The organism is Streptomyces sp. JHA26, from assembly GCF_002005565.1.
Taxonomy (GTDB): domain Bacteria; phylum Actinomycetota; class Actinomycetes; order Streptomycetales; family Streptomycetaceae; genus Streptomyces.
This window is the reverse complement of the sequence record NZ_BDJC01000027.1, coordinates 1-18,254: the sequence shown is the minus strand read 5'-3', so window position 1 is coordinate 18,254 and position 18,254 is coordinate 1. Positions and strand designations below refer to the sequence as shown.

The 18,254-nt window shown below is 73.3% G+C and carries 16 protein-coding genes, 1 tRNA gene and 1 pseudogene; 7 read left to right on the top strand and 11 right to left on the bottom strand.

The genetic code is table 11. The features are described from left to right. The first annotated feature begins 159 nt into the window (after positions 1-159). The 6 genes from JHAT_RS17980 (at position 160) to JHAT_RS17950 (ending at position 6,792) form a co-directional block, all read left to right on the top strand. Entirely contained in the window at positions 160-642 is a 483-nt protein-coding gene (locus JHAT_RS17980) for a CarD family transcriptional regulator (RefSeq protein WP_003953493.1), read from the top strand. Positions 643-951: 309 nt separating this feature from the next. After that, the gene (ispD, locus tag JHAT_RS17970) at positions 952-1,728 is read left to right on the top strand and encodes a 2-C-methyl-D-erythritol 4-phosphate cytidylyltransferase (RefSeq protein ID WP_077799213.1); all 777 of its coding nucleotides are present in this window, start codon (positions 952-954) and stop codon (positions 1,726-1,728) included. Further along, on the top strand, positions 1,718-2,221 hold the full coding sequence (gene ispF / locus JHAT_RS17965; protein ID WP_077799212.1) for a 2-C-methyl-D-erythritol 2,4-cyclodiphosphate synthase: 504 nt from the start codon (positions 1,718-1,720) through the stop codon (positions 2,219-2,221). Before ispD ends, ispF begins: the two co-directional genes overlap by 11 nt. Before the next feature lie 211 nt (positions 2,222-2,432). Continuing rightward, positions 2,433-3,833 (top strand): cysteine--tRNA ligase, encoded by a 1,401-nt coding sequence (gene cysS, locus JHAT_RS17960; RefSeq protein WP_077799288.1) that lies wholly within the window; start codon positions 2,433-2,435, stop codon positions 3,831-3,833. Between the two features lie 116 nt (positions 3,834-3,949). After that, positions 3,950-4,891: a 23S rRNA (guanosine(2251)-2'-O)-methyltransferase RlmB gene (gene rlmB, locus JHAT_RS17955; RefSeq protein ID WP_077799211.1), complete on the top strand. Its 942-nt coding sequence runs from the start codon at positions 3,950-3,952 to the stop codon at positions 4,889-4,891. A 140-nt stretch (positions 4,892-5,031) separates the two neighbouring features. After that, entirely contained in the window at positions 5,032-6,792 is a 1,761-nt protein-coding gene (locus tag JHAT_RS17950) for a DoxX family protein (RefSeq protein ID WP_171990950.1), read from the top strand. 91 nt (positions 6,793-6,883) lie between these two features. On the opposite strand, the gene JHAT_RS17945 is transcribed toward JHAT_RS17950, so the two are convergent. The 3 genes from JHAT_RS17945 to msiK form a co-directional block, all read right to left on the bottom strand. Further along, positions 6,884-7,618 (bottom strand): nucleotidyltransferase family protein, encoded by a 735-nt coding sequence (locus tag JHAT_RS17945; RefSeq protein ID WP_077799210.1) that lies wholly within the window; start codon positions 7,616-7,618, stop codon positions 6,884-6,886. 58 nt (positions 7,619-7,676) lie between these two features. Further along, entirely contained in the window at positions 7,677-8,132 is a 456-nt protein-coding gene (locus JHAT_RS17940; RefSeq protein ID WP_077799286.1) for a hypothetical protein, read from the bottom strand. Positions 8,133-8,377: 245 nt separating this feature from the next. Beyond that, the gene (gene msiK, locus JHAT_RS17935) at positions 8,378-9,514 is read right to left on the bottom strand and encodes a diacetylchitobiose ABC transporter ATP-binding protein MsiK (RefSeq protein WP_077799209.1); all 1,137 of its coding nucleotides are present in this window, start codon (positions 9,512-9,514) and stop codon (positions 8,378-8,380) included. 219 nt (positions 9,515-9,733) lie between these two features. Here msiK and JHAT_RS17930 point away from each other — a divergent pair. Further along, a tRNA-Thr gene (locus JHAT_RS17930) sits at positions 9,734-9,807 on the top strand. 66 nt (positions 9,808-9,873) lie between these two features. Here JHAT_RS17930 and JHAT_RS17925 read toward each other — a convergent pair. The 8 genes and pseudogenes from JHAT_RS17925 to JHAT_RS17890 form a co-directional block, all read right to left on the bottom strand. Beyond that, positions 9,874-11,508 (bottom strand): hypothetical protein, encoded by a 1,635-nt coding sequence (locus JHAT_RS17925; RefSeq protein ID WP_077799208.1) that lies wholly within the window; start codon positions 11,506-11,508, stop codon positions 9,874-9,876. Continuing rightward, positions 11,505-12,029: a phage tail protein gene (locus JHAT_RS17920; RefSeq protein ID WP_077799285.1), complete on the bottom strand. Its 525-nt coding sequence runs from the start codon at positions 12,027-12,029 to the stop codon at positions 11,505-11,507. Before JHAT_RS17920 ends, JHAT_RS17925 begins: the two co-directional genes overlap by 4 nt. Before the next feature lie 44 nt (positions 12,030-12,073). Beyond that, positions 12,074-14,032, bottom strand: coding sequence for a putative baseplate assembly protein (locus tag JHAT_RS17915; protein ID WP_077799207.1), 1,959 nt, complete (start codon positions 14,030-14,032; stop codon positions 12,074-12,076). Next, positions 14,032-14,493: a GPW/gp25 family protein gene (locus JHAT_RS17910; RefSeq protein ID WP_077799206.1), complete on the bottom strand. Its 462-nt coding sequence runs from the start codon at positions 14,491-14,493 to the stop codon at positions 14,032-14,034. Before JHAT_RS17910 ends, JHAT_RS17915 begins: the two co-directional genes overlap by 1 nt. A gap of 79 nt (positions 14,494-14,572) precedes the next feature. Continuing rightward, entirely contained in the window at positions 14,573-16,495 is a 1,923-nt protein-coding gene (locus JHAT_RS17905; RefSeq protein ID WP_077799205.1) for a VgrG-related protein, read from the bottom strand. Further along, complete coding sequence (locus JHAT_RS17900) at positions 16,495-17,214, bottom strand: LysM peptidoglycan-binding domain-containing protein (protein ID WP_077799204.1); 720 nt, start codon at positions 17,212-17,214, stop codon at positions 16,495-16,497. The genes JHAT_RS17905 and JHAT_RS17900 overlap by 1 nt, the downstream gene beginning before the upstream one ends. A 29-nt stretch (positions 17,215-17,243) precedes the next feature. Continuing rightward, the gene (locus JHAT_RS17895; protein WP_077799203.1) at positions 17,244-17,666 is read right to left on the bottom strand and encodes a phage tail protein; all 423 of its coding nucleotides are present in this window, start codon (positions 17,664-17,666) and stop codon (positions 17,244-17,246) included. Positions 17,667-17,716: 50 nt separating this feature from the next. Beyond that, a pseudogene (locus tag JHAT_RS17890) lies at positions 17,717-18,254 on the bottom strand (hypothetical protein); the annotation flags it as partial.

The window sequence follows — 18,254 nt, the reverse complement described above, 5'->3', positions numbered from 1 at the left end:
AGCCGCTCCGACCTGCGAATACTTTCTTCCGCTCGCCCCGCGCAGCACGTTCCTGTCGCTGTTGTCAAGCCCCGAGATATGCCCTGACCTGCGAAAACGCCATTCAGAAGACGCCGTATCCGTGTTACCCTGGATAGCCACGGAAGGGGTACCTGTCACATGACGTTCAAGGTTGGCGACACCGTGGTCTATCCCCATCACGGGGCCGCGCTGATCGAGGCTATCGAAACTCGCCAGATCAAAGGCGTGGACAAGACCTACTTGGTGCTGAAGGTCGCCCAGGGTGACCTGACGGTACGTGTGCCAGCGGACAATGCGGAGTTCGTCGGCGTGCGTGATGTGGTCGGTCAGGACGGGCTGGACCGGGTCTTCGAGGTGCTGCGCGCGCCGTACGCCGAGGAGCCCACGAACTGGTCGCGTCGTTACAAGGCAAACCTGGAGAAGCTCGCCTCCGGCGACGTCATCAAGGTCGCGGAAGTCGTGCGCGACCTGTGGCGCCGCGAGCGCGAGCGCGGACTCTCCGCAGGTGAGAAGCGCATGCTCGCCAAGGCCCGCCAGATCCTGGTGAGCGAGCTGGCCCTCGCGGAGAACACCAACGAGGACAAGGCGGAGGCCCTGCTCGACGAGGTGCTCGCCTCCTGAGGCGAGACCCGTGCGGGACCTGACGCGAGAGGATGGCCCTCCGGCCGCTCGACTCAGGCCCACCCGGTTCAGCGCACATATGCCGCGGTGCCCGATGACATCTTTGCTGTCGCCGGGCGCTGCGGCATCTTCGTACCCCGACGCCGTACGCCTTCGTACGCTCATCCCGGGAGGCTTCCCCCGGTCCTGGCGTGCCGGGCCCGGGCAGCAGGCTCGACCGGGGTCACGGAAGGGTCCGGTCAAGGCGTCGCGCCCGGCACGGTGAGGCCATACCCAACTAGGTCGAGCACACAAACCTGACAGGAACCGATGTCTGACGAATCGCGCCCCTCGCCCGCGCAGCCGCCCGCCGAGGCCCGTACGGGCGCCCGGACCGCGGCCGTGATCCCGGCCGCCGGCCGCGGCGTACGCCTCGGCCCGGGTGCCCCCAAGGCCCTCCGTGCGCTGGGCGGCACGCCCATGCTCATCCACGCGGTGCGCGCGATGGCCGCGTCCCGCGCGGTCTCCCTGGTCGTCGTCGTGGCCCCGCCCGACGGCGCCGCCGAGGTCAAGAACCTCCTCGACGTGCACGCCCTGCCCGAGAGGACCGACTTCCTCGTCGTCCCCGGCGGCGCGTCGCGGCAGGAGTCCGTACGGCTCGGCCTGGACGCGCTGCCGCCCGAGTACGACATCGTCCTCGTGCACGACGCGGCCCGGCCGCTGGTGCCGGTGGACACGGTGGACGCCGTGATCGAGGCCGTGCGGGAGGGCGCGCCCGCCGTGGTGCCGGCGCTGCCGCTCGCCGACACCGTCAAGCAGGTCGCACCCGCCGCGGTGCCGGGTGGGCCCGAACCCGTGGTGGCGACGCCGGAGCGGGCGCGGCTGCGGGCGGTGCAGACGCCGCAGGGCTTCGACCGGGCCACGCTGGTGCGGGCCCACGAGACGGTGACCGGCGACGTCACCGACGACGCGAGCATGGTCGAGCGGCTGGGGCCGACGGTGGTGGTCGTGCCGGGGCACGAGGAGGCGTTCAAGGTGACGCGACCCCTCGACCTGGTGCTCGCGGAGGCGGTGCTGGCGCGCAGGAGGCTGAACGATGGGTTCTGAGACGGACGTTCCCCCGGTGCTGCCGCAGGTCGGGATCGGTACCGACATCCACGCCTTCGAGGAGGGGCGCGAGCTGTGGTGCGCCGGGCTGAAGTGGGAGGGCGAGGGAACCGGGCTGGCCGGGCACTCCGACGCGGACGTCGTCGCGCACGCGGCGTGCAACGCGCTGTTCTCCGCGGCGGGCCTCGGTGACCTGGGGCAGCACTTCGGCACCGGGCGGCCGGAGTGGTCCGGGGCGTCGGGGGTGACGCTGCTGACGGAGGCCGCGCGGATCGTGCGGGCGGCCGGTTTCCGGATCGGGAACGTCGCGGTGCAGGTGGTGGGGGCGCGCCCGAAGATCGGCAAGCGGCGGGCGGAAGCGGAGAAGGTGCTGTCCGAGGCGGCGGGGGCGCCGGTGTCGGTGTCGGGTGCCACGACGGACGGGCTCGGGTTCCCCGGGCGGGAGGAAGGGCTGATGGCGGTGGCCACGGCACTGGTGGTGCGGACGGGGTGACGGACGCGGCCCTCGCCCGGTGGCCGGGGCGCGGGAGCGGAGCCCTCGGGCCCCGGCCCGCGCCCGCCCGCCACCCGACCCGGCCGGCCGGCCGAGCGGTGGCCCCCGCGTTCGGCCGGACGAGGGGCCGGGGCCGGGTTCGAGGATCCGGCGCGGTGGACGGGCGGGCCGTACGCCCGTGGCACTGCCCGGGGACCACTACCCTGGACTCGTGACTATTCGCCTGTACGACACCAGCGCCCGGCAGATCCGTGACTTCGCCCCCCTCACGCCCGGGTGTGTCTCGATCTACCTGTGCGGTGCCACCGTGCAGGCCGCCCCGCACATCGGGCACATCCGCTCGGGCCTGAACTTCGACATCATGCGCCGCTGGTTCGCGTACCGCGGCTACGACGTCACGTTCGTCCGCAACGTCACCGACATCGACGACAAGATCATCCGGAAGGCGGCCGAACAGAACCGCCCCTGGTGGTCCATCGGGTACGAGAACGAGCGGGCGTTCAACGACGCCTACACCGTCCTCGGTTGCCTGCCGCCCACCTACGAGCCCCGTGCCACCGGCCACATCACCGAGATGGTCGAGATGATGCGCGGCCTCATCGAGCGCGGCCACGCCTACGAGGCCGAGGGCAACGTCTACTTCGACGTGCGGTCCCTGCCCGGCTACCTGTCGCTGTCCAACCAGGACATCGACGAACTGCGCCAGCCCGCGGGCGAGGGCGAGACCGGCAAGCGCGACCCGCGGGACTTCGCCATGTGGAAGGCGGCCAGGCCCGGGGAGCCGAGCTGGGAGACGCCGTGGGGACGCGGGCGGCCCGGCTGGCACCTAGAGTGCTCCGCCATGGCGCACAAGTACCTGGGCACCGAGTTCGACGTCCACGGCGGCGGGATCGACCTGATCTTCCCGCACCACGAGAACGAGATCGCCCAGGCCAGGGGCTTCGGCGACGCCTTCGCGCGGTACTGGGTGCACAACGCCTGGGTCACCATGAGCGGCGAGAAGATGTCCAAGTCGCTCGGCAACAGCGTGCTCGTCAGCGAGATGGTGAAGAAGTGGCGGCCGGTCGTGCTGCGCTACTACCTCGGCACGCCGCACTACCGCTCCACCATCGAGTACAGCGAGGAGTCCCTGCGCGAGGCCGAGTCGGCGTACGCGCGGATCGAGGGCTTCGTGCAGCGCGTCACCGAGCTGACCGGCGGGGCCGTCGAGCCCGCCGCCGAGGTGCCGCCCGCCTTCGCCGAGGCGATGGACGACGACCTGGGCGTCCCGCAGGCGCTCGCCGTCGTGCACACCACCGTCCGGCAGGGCAACAGCGCGCTGGCCGCCGACGACAAGGAGGCCGCCGTCGCCCGCCTCGCCGAGGTCCGTGCGATGCTCGGGGTGCTCGGTCTCGACCCGCAGGCGCCGCACTGGGCCGGTGAGGGGGAGAGGGGCGAGGACCTGCACGACGTCGTCGACGGCCTCGTACGCCTCGTCCTCGACCAGCGGGAGGCGGCCCGGGCGCGGAAGGACTGGTCCACCGCGGACGCCATCCGCGACCAGCTGAAGGAGTCGGGGCTGGTCATCGAGGACAGCCCGCAGGGACCCCGCTGGAGCCTCGGCTCCCGCTGACCTCCCCGGTCCCGGAAGATCGACTGTGCCGCCCGGCCTCCCGGGCGGCACACTGCATAAGACGCAAGCACCACGCACACCCGCGTGAAGACGCAGAGAGCGGAGACAGGTAACTCATGGCCGCGAACAACCGCCGCATGTCCGGCAAGAAGGGCGCGCAGGTCGGCAGCGGCGGCAAGCGACGCCGGGGCCTGGAAGGCAAGGGGCCGACGCCTCCCGCCGAGATGCGCAAGGGGCACGCCAAGCAGCGCGCCGCGAACGCGAAGGCCCGCCGTGCCGCGGGACGCCCGCAGCAGCGTCGCGGGGGCGGCCGGTCGACGTCCGAGCTCGTCGTCGGCCGCAACCCCGTCTACGAGGCGCTGCGCGAGGGCGTGCCCGCCTCGACGCTCTACGTCCAGCAGTTCATCGACAACGACGAGCGGGTCCGCGAGGCGCTCCAGCTCGCGGCCGAGCGCGGCAACATCAACCTCATGGAGGCGCCGCGGCCCGAACTGGACCGGATGACCAACGGGCTCAACCACCAGGGTCTCGTCCTGCAGGTCCCGCCGTACGAGTACGCGCACCCCGAGGACCTGGTCGCCGCCGCCCACGACGAGGGAGCGGACCCGCTGATCGTCGCCCTCGACGGCGTGACCGACCCGCGCAACCTCGGTGCGGTCGTCCGCTCCGTCTCCGCCTTCGGCGGCCACGGCGTCGTCGTGCCCGAGCGGCGCGCGGCCGGCATGACGGCGGGCGCCTGGAAGACGTCGGCGGGCACGGCCGCCCGGACGCCGGTGGCCCGCGCCACCAACCTCACCCGCGCGCTCGAGCAGTACCAGAAGGCCGGCATCACGGTCGTGGGCCTCGCCGCCGACGGCGAGGTCGAACTCGGCGAGCTGGAGGCTCTGGACGGCCCCGTGGTCGTCGTGGTCGGCAGCGAGGGCAAGGGCCTGTCGCGCCTGGTCGGCGAGACCTGCGACTTCCGGGTGCGGATCCCGATGCCCGGTGGCGCGGAGTCGCTCAACGCCGGTGTGGCGGCGGGGATCGTGCTGTACGAGGCGGCGCGTCGACGGGGCTGAGCCGGGCGGTGCCGACGGGGGAACGGGCGTCCGGCCCGGTCCCTCGAACGGGGTGTTCCGGATGGTTCGGGCAAGCTTGACGCGGTCCGGACAGATCCGGCGGGTCAAGGCAGTGTCCTAACGACACGTCACTCGGTTAGATGAGCGTGGACACCAGAACACCCCGCACACCCACGGGGGACCGCTCGTCGGGATACGACGACGCTCCCGCGCTGAGCATGGTGAAGGTGCCGAGCGATCCGGCCCAGGTCATCGTCAACCACGCGAGCTTCCGCGTGCAGCTCGGTGCCTCCGCGCGGCGGACCCGGTCCCCGCGGATCGCGCGGCACCTGAGCGCCACCCAGGACACCGCCCGCACGCCGGTCGCCGGCGCCGCGGTCCCCGCCCCCGCCCGGCGCCGTCCCGTCGTCTGGAGCGGCCGGTCCGCCCCGGACGACACCGGCGCGCACCGGCTGCTCCAGGCGGTGCGCGCCGGGGCGGGCCGTCACACCGACGACGCGCTCGCCGCCCCCTCCGTCGACGTCGGCGCCACCCAGGTCATCCCGCGCGTCGGCGGGGGCGGCCACCCCGGCCGCGACCCGTACGACGACTTCGGCGACGGCCCCGACACCCAGCCCCTGGGGACCCCCGTCGGCGGCCGGCCCGGCACCGTCCACGAGGGCACCCGGCTGCTGCCCGCGATGCGCACCGTCGGCAGCGCCTACGACGAACCCGCCTACGACGACCCCGCTTATGAGGGGTCCGCCTACGACGAGTCCGCCTACGACGACGGCTTCGGCCCGTACCCCGCCGGTCACGACCCCGGCGACGGCACCGGCGCACGGTCGCGCACCCGGCGCCACACCGACGACCCGGCACGGCACGCCTACTACCCCGGCCGCCGCATCAACCTCGGCGTCGTGCTGCTGCCGCTGCGCGTCCTCCTCGGCTCCATCTCCGCCTACGCCGGCATGGGCAAGCTCTGCGACCCCGTCTACTTCGACGGCGGCGAGCGCGGCTCCATGGTCAAGTGGCTCAACACCCTGCACCCCTGGGACGTCGCCGAACCGCTGCGCCAGTTCGCCCTCGCGCACCCCGTCGGCTCCGGCCTGGTCATCGCCTTCCTCCAGGTCATCGTCGGCGTCCTGACCGTCCTGGGCTGCTGGCAGCGCGTCGCCGCCGCCATCGGGGCGGTCCTGTCCGCCGCGCTGCTGGTCACCGTCAGCTGGAAGAGCACCCCGGTCTACGAGGCGCCCGACATCATCTACCTCGCCGCCTGGTCCCCGCTGATCATCGCCGGCGCCCCCGTCTACTCCGTGGACGGCCGCCTCGCCGGCGGTGCCTGGCGCCGCCTCGGCCCCCGCGCCGACATCTGGGACCTGCGCCGCTACGTGCTGCGCCGCGGCGCCCTCGTCACCTTCCTCGTCACCGGCATCACCCTCCTCGTCGGCTCGCTGCTCGGCGGTGCCGTACGGGACGCCGACCGCGTGGTCGTCCCCGGCCCCGGCGAGGGGCCGCGCAACGAACTCCCCGGCTCCCCGCTCCCCCAGGAGCCCGGCGAGCGGACGCGGGAGACGCCGGAGGCCTCCTCCTCCGCACCCGCCGAGGGCGGCACCACGTCCGGTGCGGCCACTCCCTCCGAGGACGGCGGGACGACCACCCCGGGCGCGACCGGCGGCAGCGGCACCACCCCCGGCGGTACCCCCAGCCAGACCCAGGGCACCACGGGCCAGGCCCCGCCGCAGCGGACCCCCCCGGCCGGACAGGCCCCGAGCACCACCGCCGGTCCCTCCTCCGGCGGCACCGCCACCGGGGGCAGCGGCGACGGCTCCACCGGCTCCACCGGAAGCGGGGACGACGACGGCGGTTCCTCCTCCACGGGGCAGCCGGGCGGCCGCCTGGTGGGCGGCCTCCTGGGCTGAGGGGGAGCCCCGCCGCAACCGGCACAGGGCGCACGACGACGGGTCCCGCACGAAGGACGTGCGGGACCCGTCGTCGTAGGGGCTCAGGGGCTCAGCGGTTCAGCGCCGCCAGTTCGCGGGCCGCCTCCGTCAGGTCCTTCGCGGTGTCGATCGCCCGCCAGTAGGAGCCCTGCGGGATCGGGAAGCCGGCCAGCCGGTGCTCACGGGCCAGCCGCGGGAACGTCGTCCGCTCGTGGTCGCCGCGCTCCGGGAGCATCGCCGCGAAGGCGGGCGAGAAGACGTAGACGCCCGCGTTGATCTCGAAGGTCGACGGGGGTGCCTCGATGAAGTCCGTGATGTGCCCGAAGCCGTCCGTCTGCACGGCGCCCCAGGGCAGCCGCGGGCGGGCCAGGGCGAGGGTCGCGACGGCGTCCCGCTCGGCGTGGAAGTCGGCCATGTCGCGCAGCGAGAAACGCGTCCAGATGTCGCCGTTCGTGGCGTACCAGGGCCGGTCCGGGTGGGGGAGGTGCGCGGCGGCGTACCTCAGGCCGCCGCCGCGGCCGAGGGGCTCGGTCTCCACCACGGTGGTGACGGACAGCGGCAGGTCGGCGGTCTCCAGCCACTTCTGGAGCACCTCGGCGAGGTGGCCGCAGGAGACCACCACGTCGGTCACGCCCTCCTCGGCGAGCCAGGCGAGCTGGTGGCCGATGATCGGGGTTCCGGTGCCCGGGATCTCGACCATCGGCTTGGGCCGGTCGTCGGTGTACGGACGCAGGCGGGAACCCTGCCCGCCGGCCAGGACGACGGCTTGAACGGGGCGGCGGGACGCGGCGTTCGGATCGCTCATGCCCCGAACTGTACGTGGCGTCCCGCCGCCCCGGCGGGGGTGCCCGGTCGGCGGGCGCTCAGCGGTGCTCGGCCAGCACGCCCGAGGCGAAGGCGGTGTCGCAGACGGGGCGCGCGTACGACTGGGCGCGCGTCGGGCCGTAGACCTTGACCGCGGCGCGGCCGAGGGCGCGGGCGAGGGACGCGCAGTGCCTGGCGAGCGACGGGCGCTCGTCGACGGCCTGCTGGAGGTGGGTGAGGGCGACGCCCGGGTCCTCCTCCTGAAGCTCGATCAGGAGCCGGTCGCGCAGCACTTCGTGCGGAGCGCGGGCCCCGGCGCGCGTGGAGGCCCCGGCGGCGGAGGCGTCCGACGCGGTGAGCACCGAGTTCGAGGGGTCCCCCGACCAGTTGACCCGGGTGACCGCGAGGGTCCCGGAGAGCACCAGGACGACGGGCAGGACGAAGGCGAGGGAGCGGCCGATCCGGCGGGCGGGGCCCCGGCCGCTACGCGTCTGCTGGGTGGCGGAGTGCTTCACGGAGTGCTTCACGCGAGCGAGAGTAGCGCCAGGTGATGATTTGGCGACATTTAGTCACCGGTTCGGGTGACATGGAAGGGCGTGGAAATGGGTAGTGGGTTGACGCGCGTCGCTCGAAATGTCCGTTGTGTCGGTGTATTTGTCGACAACGAGAAGGGCCCCGCAGCAGGTTGCGGGGCCCTTCTCGTCGATGCGGGGGGAATTCACCCGTGCCGGGGACGGGCGTCCCCGGCACGCACCGGTCGTCAGTCGGAGAGGCGCTGGCCCGAGGAGGACGAGAACACGTGGGTCTCGCCCGGCCGCGGCACGACGTGCACGGTCGCGCCCTTCTCCGGCACCGCGCGGCTGCTGACGCGGACCACGAGGTCCTTCGTCTCGCCGCCGACCTCGACCGTGCCGTAGATGTAGCCGTCGGCGCCGGTCTCCTCGACGACGTTGACGGTGACGGCGAGGCCGGCCGGGGCGTCGGCGGAGTCCTTGGTCAGGGACGCGGAGACGCCGCCGTTCAGCTCGACCACGTCGAAGTGCTCGGGGCGGACGCCGACGGTGACCGTGCGGTCGCCCTTGTCGGCGGCGGCCTTCAGGGCCTCGCGGTTGACCGGGACCACGCTGTTGCCGAACTTCACGCCGCCGTCGGTGATCGGCACCTCGACCAGGTTCATGGCCGGGGAGCCGATGAAGCCGGCGACGAAGAGGTTCGCGGGCTTGTCGTACATGTTGCGCGGCGAGTCGACCTGCTGGAGCAGACCGTCCTTCAGCACCGCCACGCGGTCGCCCATCGTCATGGCCTCGACCTGGTCGTGGGTGACGTAGACGGTGGTGATGCCCAGGCGCCGCTGGAGCGAGGCGATCTGGGTGCGGGTGGAGACGCGGAGCTTGGCGTCCAGGTTGGACAGCGGCTCGTCCATGAGGAACACCTGCGGCTCGCGCACGATCGCGCGGCCCATCGCGACACGCTGGCGCTGACCACCGGAGAGCGCCTTCGGCTTGCGGTCCAGGTACTCGGTGAGGTCGAGGATCTTCGCGGCCTCCTCGACCTTCTGCCGGATCTCCGCCTTGTTGACGCCGGCGATCTTGAGGGCGAAGCCCATGTTGTCGGCGACCGTCATGTGCGGGTAGAGCGCGTAGTTCTGGAACACCATGGCGATGTCCCGGTCCTTCGGCGGCAGGTGGGTGACGTCGCGGTCGCCGATGCGGATGGCGCCGCCGTTGACGTCCTCGAGTCCCGCGAGCATGCGCAGCGAGGTGGACTTGCCGCAGCCGGAGGGGCCGACCAGGACGAGGAACTCGCCGTCCGCGATGTCGATGTCGAGGCCGTCGACGGCGGGCTTGTCGGAACCCGGGTACACGCGGGTCGCCTTGTCGAACTGGACTGTGGCCATGGTGAGGGGCCCCCTTCTACCGGCAGGAACGTGCCGGACGATCCGTTGTAGGAAGGTGGTTGGTGTGGTCCACGCGAGTGAACTGGCTCAGGACGGTACCGGGAGTTCACCTGATCTGTCAGTACCTGCGGGCCTGTGAACTTCGCCGAAATTTTCGAATCCCGTCGTTCACCGGCTCTGTGTACAGTGGAGCAACCCGCGCGCGCACCGCCGCGCGACGCCTCCTTAGCTCAGCTGGTCAGAGCACCGCTCTTGTAAAGCGAAGGTCGTCGGTTCGAATCCGACAGGGGGCTCGGAGGGAAGACCGAAGGCCCCGCCGTCCAGTGGACGGCGGGGCCTTCGGTGCGGCAGGGGGCGGGTCAGGTGCGGTTCGCGCTGGAGGGGCCGAAGAACTCGATCTCCGCGATGGCGACCTGCTTGTTGTCGGAGGCCGCGTGGGCCGACTCGAGGGTGAAGCGGACCTTGGTGACCTCACCGACCCGGAAGGGACGGCGCTGGCCGCCGGCGCCCTGGTCCAGGACGAGGTCGCGGGTCGTGGTGCTGCCGTCCTTCCTGGTGACCGTCGCCTTGATGCGGTGCGGCAGAGCCGACTCGGTGAGCTTGTCGGGCTGGGTGGAGACCCCGGGGGTGATGATCAGGTCCAGCAGCCGGGTGGGCTCGGCGAAGCTGACCTCGATCCACTGGCCCTGGCCGGACTGCGCGACGCCCGGGCCCCACCAGGTGTTGCTGCGCTTGTCGAGGAGGAGCTGCGGCGCGTGCCCGGCGTACGAGCGGGAGGCCGTGATCCGGTCCGGGGAGACCGGGGCGCGCTTGGCGAAGTGGTCGCGGGCGGCCTGGATGCCGTCGGGGACGTAGACGAAGCCGAGGACCGCCAGGGTGACGACGACGGCGAGGGTGATCCAGGTGCCGATGCGGTCGAACACGCGGCGCAGGCGGGGCCGCTCGCCCGCCCAGGGGGTCTCGCGGCGTCGGCCGCCGAAGAGGCGGCGCCACCACGGGGCCGGTCCCGCCGTGTTCTCGCCGGTGGCGGCCAGGGGCATCGCGCAGCGCGCGCAGTAGTGGCGGTCGGGTCGGTTGGGGGTGGAGCACCACGGGCAGGGCGGGCCGTCCGCGACGTCCGGCCGGTGGCCGGGGGCGCGCACCTGCGGCCGGTCGGCTTCGGGGCGGCCGGGCAGCACCGGGGCGACGGAGGGCGGCGGGGCGGGAGCGGGGGTCTCCGGGTCGGCGACGGGGACGAGGAGGGAGCGCGCGCGGTGGTTCATGGTGTCGCTGAGCGCGTTCGGGGCGCCGGGGCCGGGGCCGGGGGCCACGGGGGTGGTGTCCGCCGCGTCGGGGGCGGCCGCGGGGGCCGTGGGATCCACGGGGGCCATGGGGGCGGTGTCGGCGTCGGGGTCGGTGGCGGCGTCGGGCCGGTCGGTTCCGAAGGGCGCGGCCGGGTCGGTCGGTCCGGTGGTGCCGGAGGGCGTGGCCGGGCCGGCGGGTCCGCCGGTGTGGGCGGTGCCGGCGGACGCGGTGGCCGTGGTGGCCCCTGCGGCTCCTGCCGCCGTCCGCGCGTTCCTGGCGGCCCTCGCGGCCCTCGCCACCCGTGCGGCACGCATGGTGTCGGCGGCTTCCGCGGACCCCGCGGCGGTGCCGTGGACCTCCGCGGTGTCGGCGGGTCCCGGGTCCGGCACGGGGTCGTGGGCGTCCCGCTGCGCGGGGACGGGGGCCGCGTTCCCCCGGCCGTTCCCGTTCCCGTCACTGTCACCGGTGTCCGGTCCGGATCCGGTGGGCGTCCGGTCCGGGAGGCCCGGTCGGGCGGGGGCCACGCCCGTGCCGCCGGGGCCGGAGCGGTCGAAGGCGTCCCAGCCGGGGGCCTGGTCGGACGGGGAGGTGGCGGGCCGGGCGGGGCGGGCCGTGCCCTGTTCCCAGCGGAGCACGGCGCCGCACCCGTCGCAGAAGGACTGGCCCGGTTCCGCGCGCGTTCCGCACTCGGCGCAGTTCTGCGTGGTCATCTCTCCGGGGTCCTTTCGGAGGCGGTCACTTCGACGGTGTAGGGCATGTGGGCGGGGCGGGCCGCCGCGACGAGGGTGTCCAGGCGGTGGGTGTCGGCCGGGGACGGGTCGGGCAGCCGCAGGGCGACGTGCAGGTGGGGGCGCGGGGCGCCGGGGAACGGGCCGAGGGGCCGGGCGTTCCACGCGGCGCCGCCGCTCTCGGTGATCTCCGGCTCGACGCCGAACGCGAGCCGTACGGCCTCGGCCAGGCCCTGCCGGGTGCCGCGTACGCGGTGCAGGCGGGCCGCCGCGGCGACGGCGGCCCGCAGCCGGGGTTCCGGTTCGGTGCCGTCGGTCTCGGCGCCGACCCAGGTGCCGAGCCACTGGGCGAAGTCGACCGGGGTGAGCGCCGGGTCGAAGTAGGCGTCCAGGCAGTCGAGGACGTTGAGGATGGGGGCGAGGACGTCGTCGAGGCCGCCGACGAAGCGCTGGGCGAGGTCGTCGTCGGCGAAGACGGCCGGGAGCATCATGCCGATGGGCATCGAGGAGCCGAGCCCGTCGACGGACCCCCGGTACGGCGTGGTGGTCACGAGCCGTCTCCGATCACGCGGACGCGGTGGTCGAAGGAGAAGACCAGTGAGGACGGCCGGAGGTCGATGCGGTCGGTGGGGTCGCCGCGCTTGCCGGTGAGGGGGTCGGCGGGGTGCAGGACGACCTCGTCGACGAGTTCGACGCCGGGGACGCGCTGCAGCACGGCGAAGAGCTCCCCGGTCTGCACGGGGCGGCCGAAGGGCCATCCCCTGCCGTCGGCGCCGCCGGTGAGCGGGTCGAGGTGGCGGTAGAGGGCGTCGTGGGCCTGGCGGCGCACGCGGTCGGTGTCGACGCCGCGGAAGGCGTGGACGGTGGCGACGACGGTGACGCCCTGGTAGTAGGGCGGGCCGACGGCGAGGCGGGTGCCGATCAGGCGGCGTTCGTCGAGGTGGCGGGTGATGCGGGCCAGGAGGGCGTCGCCGGGCACGAGTTGCTCGAAGCGGAGCCGCCCGCCCGGGTCGGGGACGGCCTGCGGGACGACCAGGACGCGGACCGCGTAGGCCCCGTGGTCGCCCTCCTCGCCCTCCAGACAGGTGATGCGGGCGGTCTCGGGGGCGGCGCGGCGGGCGAGTTCCTCGTAGTCGCGCAGGGTGACGGCGCGTTCCTGGGCGCGCAGCGTGATCGGCGCGCGGAGCTTGGCCTCCTCGACGGTCTCGCCGTCCACGCCGCCGCGGGCGGCCTCGCGGTTGACGACCTCGGAGACGTACGGGATGGAGGTGCGCAGCACCTGTACCGCGCCGCGCGCCACGTTGCCGGCCCTGCCCCCGCCGGTGCGGTAGCGGCGGGCGCGGACGACGGCGCCCTTGGGCGGGACGGTGCCGTACTGGCGCAGGGTGCCGTCGGGTTGGCGGACGGCGGGGCCGAAGGCGATCTCGCCGGTGGCGGCGTCGAGGGTGATGTGGTGGTCGTCGGGGCGGGAGGCCGCGAAGTGCGGGACGACCTGCCAGTCCTGCCAGCCGGCGTCGGCGGCGGTCTGCAGGAGGAGCGGCGGGTCGTCGGCGACGACGGGGGCGTGGGCGAGGCGCAGTCGCTGGCCGGGCAGGCCGGTGGACTCGCCGAGCGCCTCGTCGTGGACGGTCTCGGCGTGGACGGCGCGGGTGGTGCCGCCGATGGTGTACGCCTCGACGGAGCGGATGGTGGGGGAGGTGGTGTAGAAGGGCTGGCCGGGCCGCGGGTCGGTGACCCGGCAGCGGATCCAGCCCGCCTCGTGGCCGCCGTTGCGGGAGAGGACGTGGCCGCCGGGGACGTGGAGCACGACGTCGCCGGGGCGGTTGAGGCCGCCGGTGCCGTCGCGGTCGACCTCGCAGGGCTGCCAGCCGTCCTCGGTCCAGGCCTCCCAGGCGAGGGGCGGCTGACGGGGGTCGACGCCGACGCCGTCGACGCGGCTGTCGAGTTCGAGGGCGAGGGCGCAGTCGGGGACGGCGGCGGTGAGGCCGATGAGCATGCAGTCACCGGGATTCGGGGCCTCGGCGAAGCACAGGAGGTCCTTGCCCTCGGCGAGGTCCGTGGTGCGGTCCGCGACGGGCTCGCCGCGGTGCTGCACCACGAGGCGGCCGAGCGCGCACGACACGACGGTCAGGTCCTGTTCGGTGGCGAAGACGACGGCGTCGTCGCGCTCGGTCCGCAGGGTGGCGACCTCGGTGCCGGCCGGGACCAGGATCGCGTCCTCCTGCGGCGCGGACAGCCAGAAGGTGACGTCCGTGCGGGCGGCGGAGGGCGGGAAGAGGGTGATGCCGACCAGGTCGAGGAAGGCGAGGTGGTTCTTCTCCGGGACCCGGTTGAGGCGGTAGACGATCTGGTCGGCCATGTGGGCGACCGTCTCGACGAGGGTGACGCCGGGGTCGGAGACGTTGTGGTCGGTCCACTCCGGGGCGCGCTGCTGGATGTAGCGCTTGGCGTCGTCGACGAACTGCTGGAAGCGGCGGTCGTCGAGGTTGGGGGAGGGCAGGGACATCAGTGGTCGCTTTCGGGAGAGCCCGGGAGGCCGGCGGGGCCGGCCGGACCGTCGGGGAGGTCCGGCTCGTCGTGGGAGGGGATGACGTAGAACGGGAAGACGAGGCTGCGCGGGTTGTTGGTGCCGCGGATCGAGTAGCGGACGTCGATGTAGAGGACGCCCTGTTCGGTGCCGGTGGTGACGTCGACGTCGTGCACCTCGATGCGGGGCTCCCAGCGGTCCAGGCTGACGTGGACCTCGTGCTGGATGCGCCCGGCGGTCTGCTCGTTGACCGGGGCGAAGACGAGGTCGTGGATGGCGCAGCCGAACTCGGGGCGCATCGGCCGTTCGCCGGGCGCGGTGGCGAGGACGAGCCGGATGGCCTCCTCGACCTCCCGCTCGCCGCTGACCAGGGCGATGCCGCCGGTGGGTCCGATGCGCATGGGGAACGCCCAGCCGGAGCCGACGAACTGTTCGGCCATCAGGGAGCCACCTGCCTTCCTGTTCCTGTTCCTGTTCCGGTGGGTCCGGCGGGCCCGGTGGGCCGCTGCGGGCGTCCGCTCATGCCGGGAGGGGGTACTTGATGGTGTTGACGAACACGGCGCCGAAGAGGTCGACCTTGACGGCCTTGATGTTCACGTTGGCCACGGAGTTGACCGAGACCATGCCGACGGCGTTGATCGACGTCATGCCGGTCGACGACAGGTTCATGGCGCCGCCCATCGCGTTGACGTTGACGGCCCCGGCCAGCGACGTGAGGCCGACGAGGCCCTTGCCCTTGAGGGTGAGCGGGCCGCCGCTGTCGATCGTCACCGACCGGCGTCCGCGCAGCGTGAGGCTGGTGCCCGCCTCCACCGACACCGAGCGGCTGCCGGTGATGCTGACCGAGCCCTTGCTGTCGACGGTGATCTCGGTCCGGGTGCGGTCCAGGTTGATCGTCAGCTTGTCGTTCCCGCTGGCGATCCGGACGCCCTGCTTGCGTCCGCCGGTGCGCTGACTGAGCAGGTCGACGCGGTTGCCCTGGCGGTCGGACAGGGTGTGCCGGGTGGCCTGCTTCTTCAGACCGTCGTGCAGGGGCACGTCGGCGACCTTCGTCGGCAGGTCCCGGCCGTTGTAGAGGCCGCCGATCACGAACGGGTGGTCCAGCGCCCCCCGGTCGAAGGCGACCAGCACCTCGTCGCCGACGTCCATGGGGAAGACGCCGCCGCCCCCGACGCCGCCGAGCTGCACGCTGCGCGCCCAGTCACTGACGTAGGTGTCGTCGAGCCAGGGGAACTGGAGCTTGACCCTGCCCTGTTTGAGCGGGTCCTGGACGTCGGTGACGATGGCGTTGGCGACACTGGGCAGCCGGGCGGCGCTCGCGGTGTCCACGCCGCCGCTGCCGCCCGAGGCGAGGCCGTACAGGGAGCGCCACTGGCGGCCGCTGACCGTGATCCAGGACTCGTAGTGCTTGCCGTCGCCGAAGACGTGGCGCACCGAGGTGACGGTGTACTTGCCCTCGAAGGGCCTGCCGACGTCGGAGAGGGCCACGGGGACGCCGGGCCGCAGGTCCGGGTTGCCGTAGACGGCGACCTCGAGTTCGGCGAAGGAGGAGGTGATGTCGGCGGCGAGGGCCTTGGCGGCGTGCTGGACCTCGTCCTGCCGGTCGTAGGGGGTGGCGGTCTCGACGAGCTTGGCGGCCTTGAACTTTCCGGCGGCCTCCCCGGGCGTCGAGCCGATGCTGATGCCCGGGTCGGTGGTGGCGGGCGCGATCTCGGTGATCTTCTTCTTGGTGGTGACGTTCCAGCCGCGCGACTCGACCTTGCCGACCTGGTCGGCGGCGGTGACGGCGGCCCGCAGCCGCAGGATGTCGTGGCCGGCCTGGAGCACGAAGGCGCTCTTGTCGCCGTCCGTCTGCGGGGAGGGCGCGCCGGCCGACGGGGTCGGCGTGACGAACCGGAACTTCCCCCGGGCGTCCAGGGACATCACCATGTTGTTCTCGTCGGCGAGCCGGGAGAGGAAGTCCCAGTCGGTGACGTTGGACTGGCTGATGAACCCGTACATGCCCTTCGTCGGCTGGATGCGGCCGATGGGCACGCCGTCCATGGCGGCGAGCTTGCGGGCGATGTCGGAGGCCTTCTGGTTGCGGTACGCGGCCACGCGGCGCTGGCGCATCATGCGGTGCCCGTAGTCGTAACCGCGGATGACGGTGAAGCTGCCGGTGCCGTCGTAGTCGGCCTCCAGGCCGGTGACCTCGCCGGTCAGCAGGGGGTTGCCGACGCCCTGTCCGTCGGCCACCGGGGTGATGACGATCCCGGTGCCGAACTGCACGTTCAGCTTGCCGAGGACCAGACGGTAGGGGTCGCGGAAGGTGAGGCGGAACGCCGCGGGCACGCCGACGCCCTGGTCGACCCAACCCTCCACGAGCATCGGGGCGATGTCGGCGGGCAGCTTCGCCCCGCCGATCCTGACCTCGACGATGCTGGAGAACGCGTGCCGGACCATCAGTGGGGCACCTCCTCGGCGGCGGGCAGCACGAGTTCGGTGCCGGGCGGCAGGTGGGACGGGTCGTCGATGCCGTTGGCCTCGGCGATCGCCCGCCACGCGTGCGCACTGCCGTACTCGCTCCAGGCCAGCGACTGGAGCGAGTCCCCCGCGACGACCCGGTGCACGCGCTGGGCGGTGAGCGCGCCGGAGGTCGGGTTCTGTCCCTGGGTCGGGCCGGGGATCTCCACCAGGGACACCTGGCAGGTGGCGCGGATGGGGACACCGGTGGTGCCGAAGAGGGTGTAGCGCGCCTCGACGGACGAGACGTACGCGGTGAACCGCGCCGTGGAGAACGAACCCCACTCGAAGACCACCCAGGGCGGCGACGGCTGCTTGGCGCCGATGCTCTTGGCGGTCACCTCGCAGCAGAGCAGCAGGGACTCGACCTTCTTCATCACGGTGTTGCCGTTGGGCTTGGTGGAGGAGTCCAGGAAGATCTCCAGGGTCATCTCCCGCGGGTCGGCGCCCATGAACTCCGGTGTGGAGCCGTCCCGCACGGCCATGGTCGGCGTCGCCTTCCACTGGGCGCGCTGGGTGAGGGTCAGCTGGGCCGGGTTGAACTCGAAGCCGAACGTCCGCATCAGCGCGCCGGGCGTGGTGGTCGTGCCGGTGGGCGGTTCGTGGATGGCGAGGCTGGCGCGTACGAGGCTCTTGCCGGCGCCCCTGCTCTGGGCCATGGGTCTTCCTCTCTGTTTCCGCGGCGCCGTCAGTCCGTGAATCCGTGGTGGGCGATCTCCAGGACCTCCGTGGCCACGGCCGGGTTCGCGGGGTCGAGGCTGGGGCCCTGCCAGCTGACGGGCAGGACCTCGATCAGCCCCCAGCGGGCGACCAGCGAGCCGTCCGCGCGCAGCGCCGAGATCTGCGCGGTGGGCCGCTTGATCCCGGTCTGGACGGAGGAGATCCACTTGGCGACCTTGGCCGTGTCCGGGGTGAGGGGGCGGGTCAGCCGGATGGTGGAGAAGGTGACGCGGGTCGGCAGCTGCCAGACGAACCCGTTGTTGCCGCCCTCCTGGCGCTGTTCGATCTCCACCTGGGACGACAGGCCTTCGCACCCGTTGAAGTAACCGAGGCTCTCGCCGTCGATGGTGAGGGTGAACCAGATCGTGGAGCCCGGGTCCTGGCGGGGCATCGGGGTGGCCTTTCTGTCGGGTGAGCCGTGGGAGCGCGAGGGGGCGCCGGTCAGGCGCGGGGATCGCGGAGTCTGCCGATCCGCTCGCGGTCCATGCGCAGTTCGGTGCGGACCAGGCGGGTGACGCGGCCGATGATCCGGTGCACCAGCTCGTCGAGCTGGAAGTCGGTGAGCTCGCGCGGGTCGAACCCGCCCTCGGGGACCGCCGTGTACGCGGGGGGCGGGTCCGCCTGCGGATGCGCCGACGCGGAGAGCGGGCGGCCGCCGCCCGGTGCCGCGGCCGCGGTCGCGTCGTACGGCGGGGGCGGCTCGGAGGGCGGTGGCGGGGAGCCCGCCTGTGACTGCCGGGACGAGGGCGTGCGGAACTGCTCCATGGTGGCGGCGACGGTGGCCGACGCCGCCGCGGCGAGGGCGCCGACCGTGCGACCGGGAGCGCGCTGCACCGTGCGCGCCGGTGCGGTGCCCGGGGTCGTCGCCGGGTTCGTCGTCGGGGCCGCGGCGCGGTCGAGCGGAAGGTGCGGGGCCGCCGGGGGCGGGGTCAGGGGCGCCACGGGCAGCGGGCTCCGGGCGCCGGCGGCGTCGAGCGGG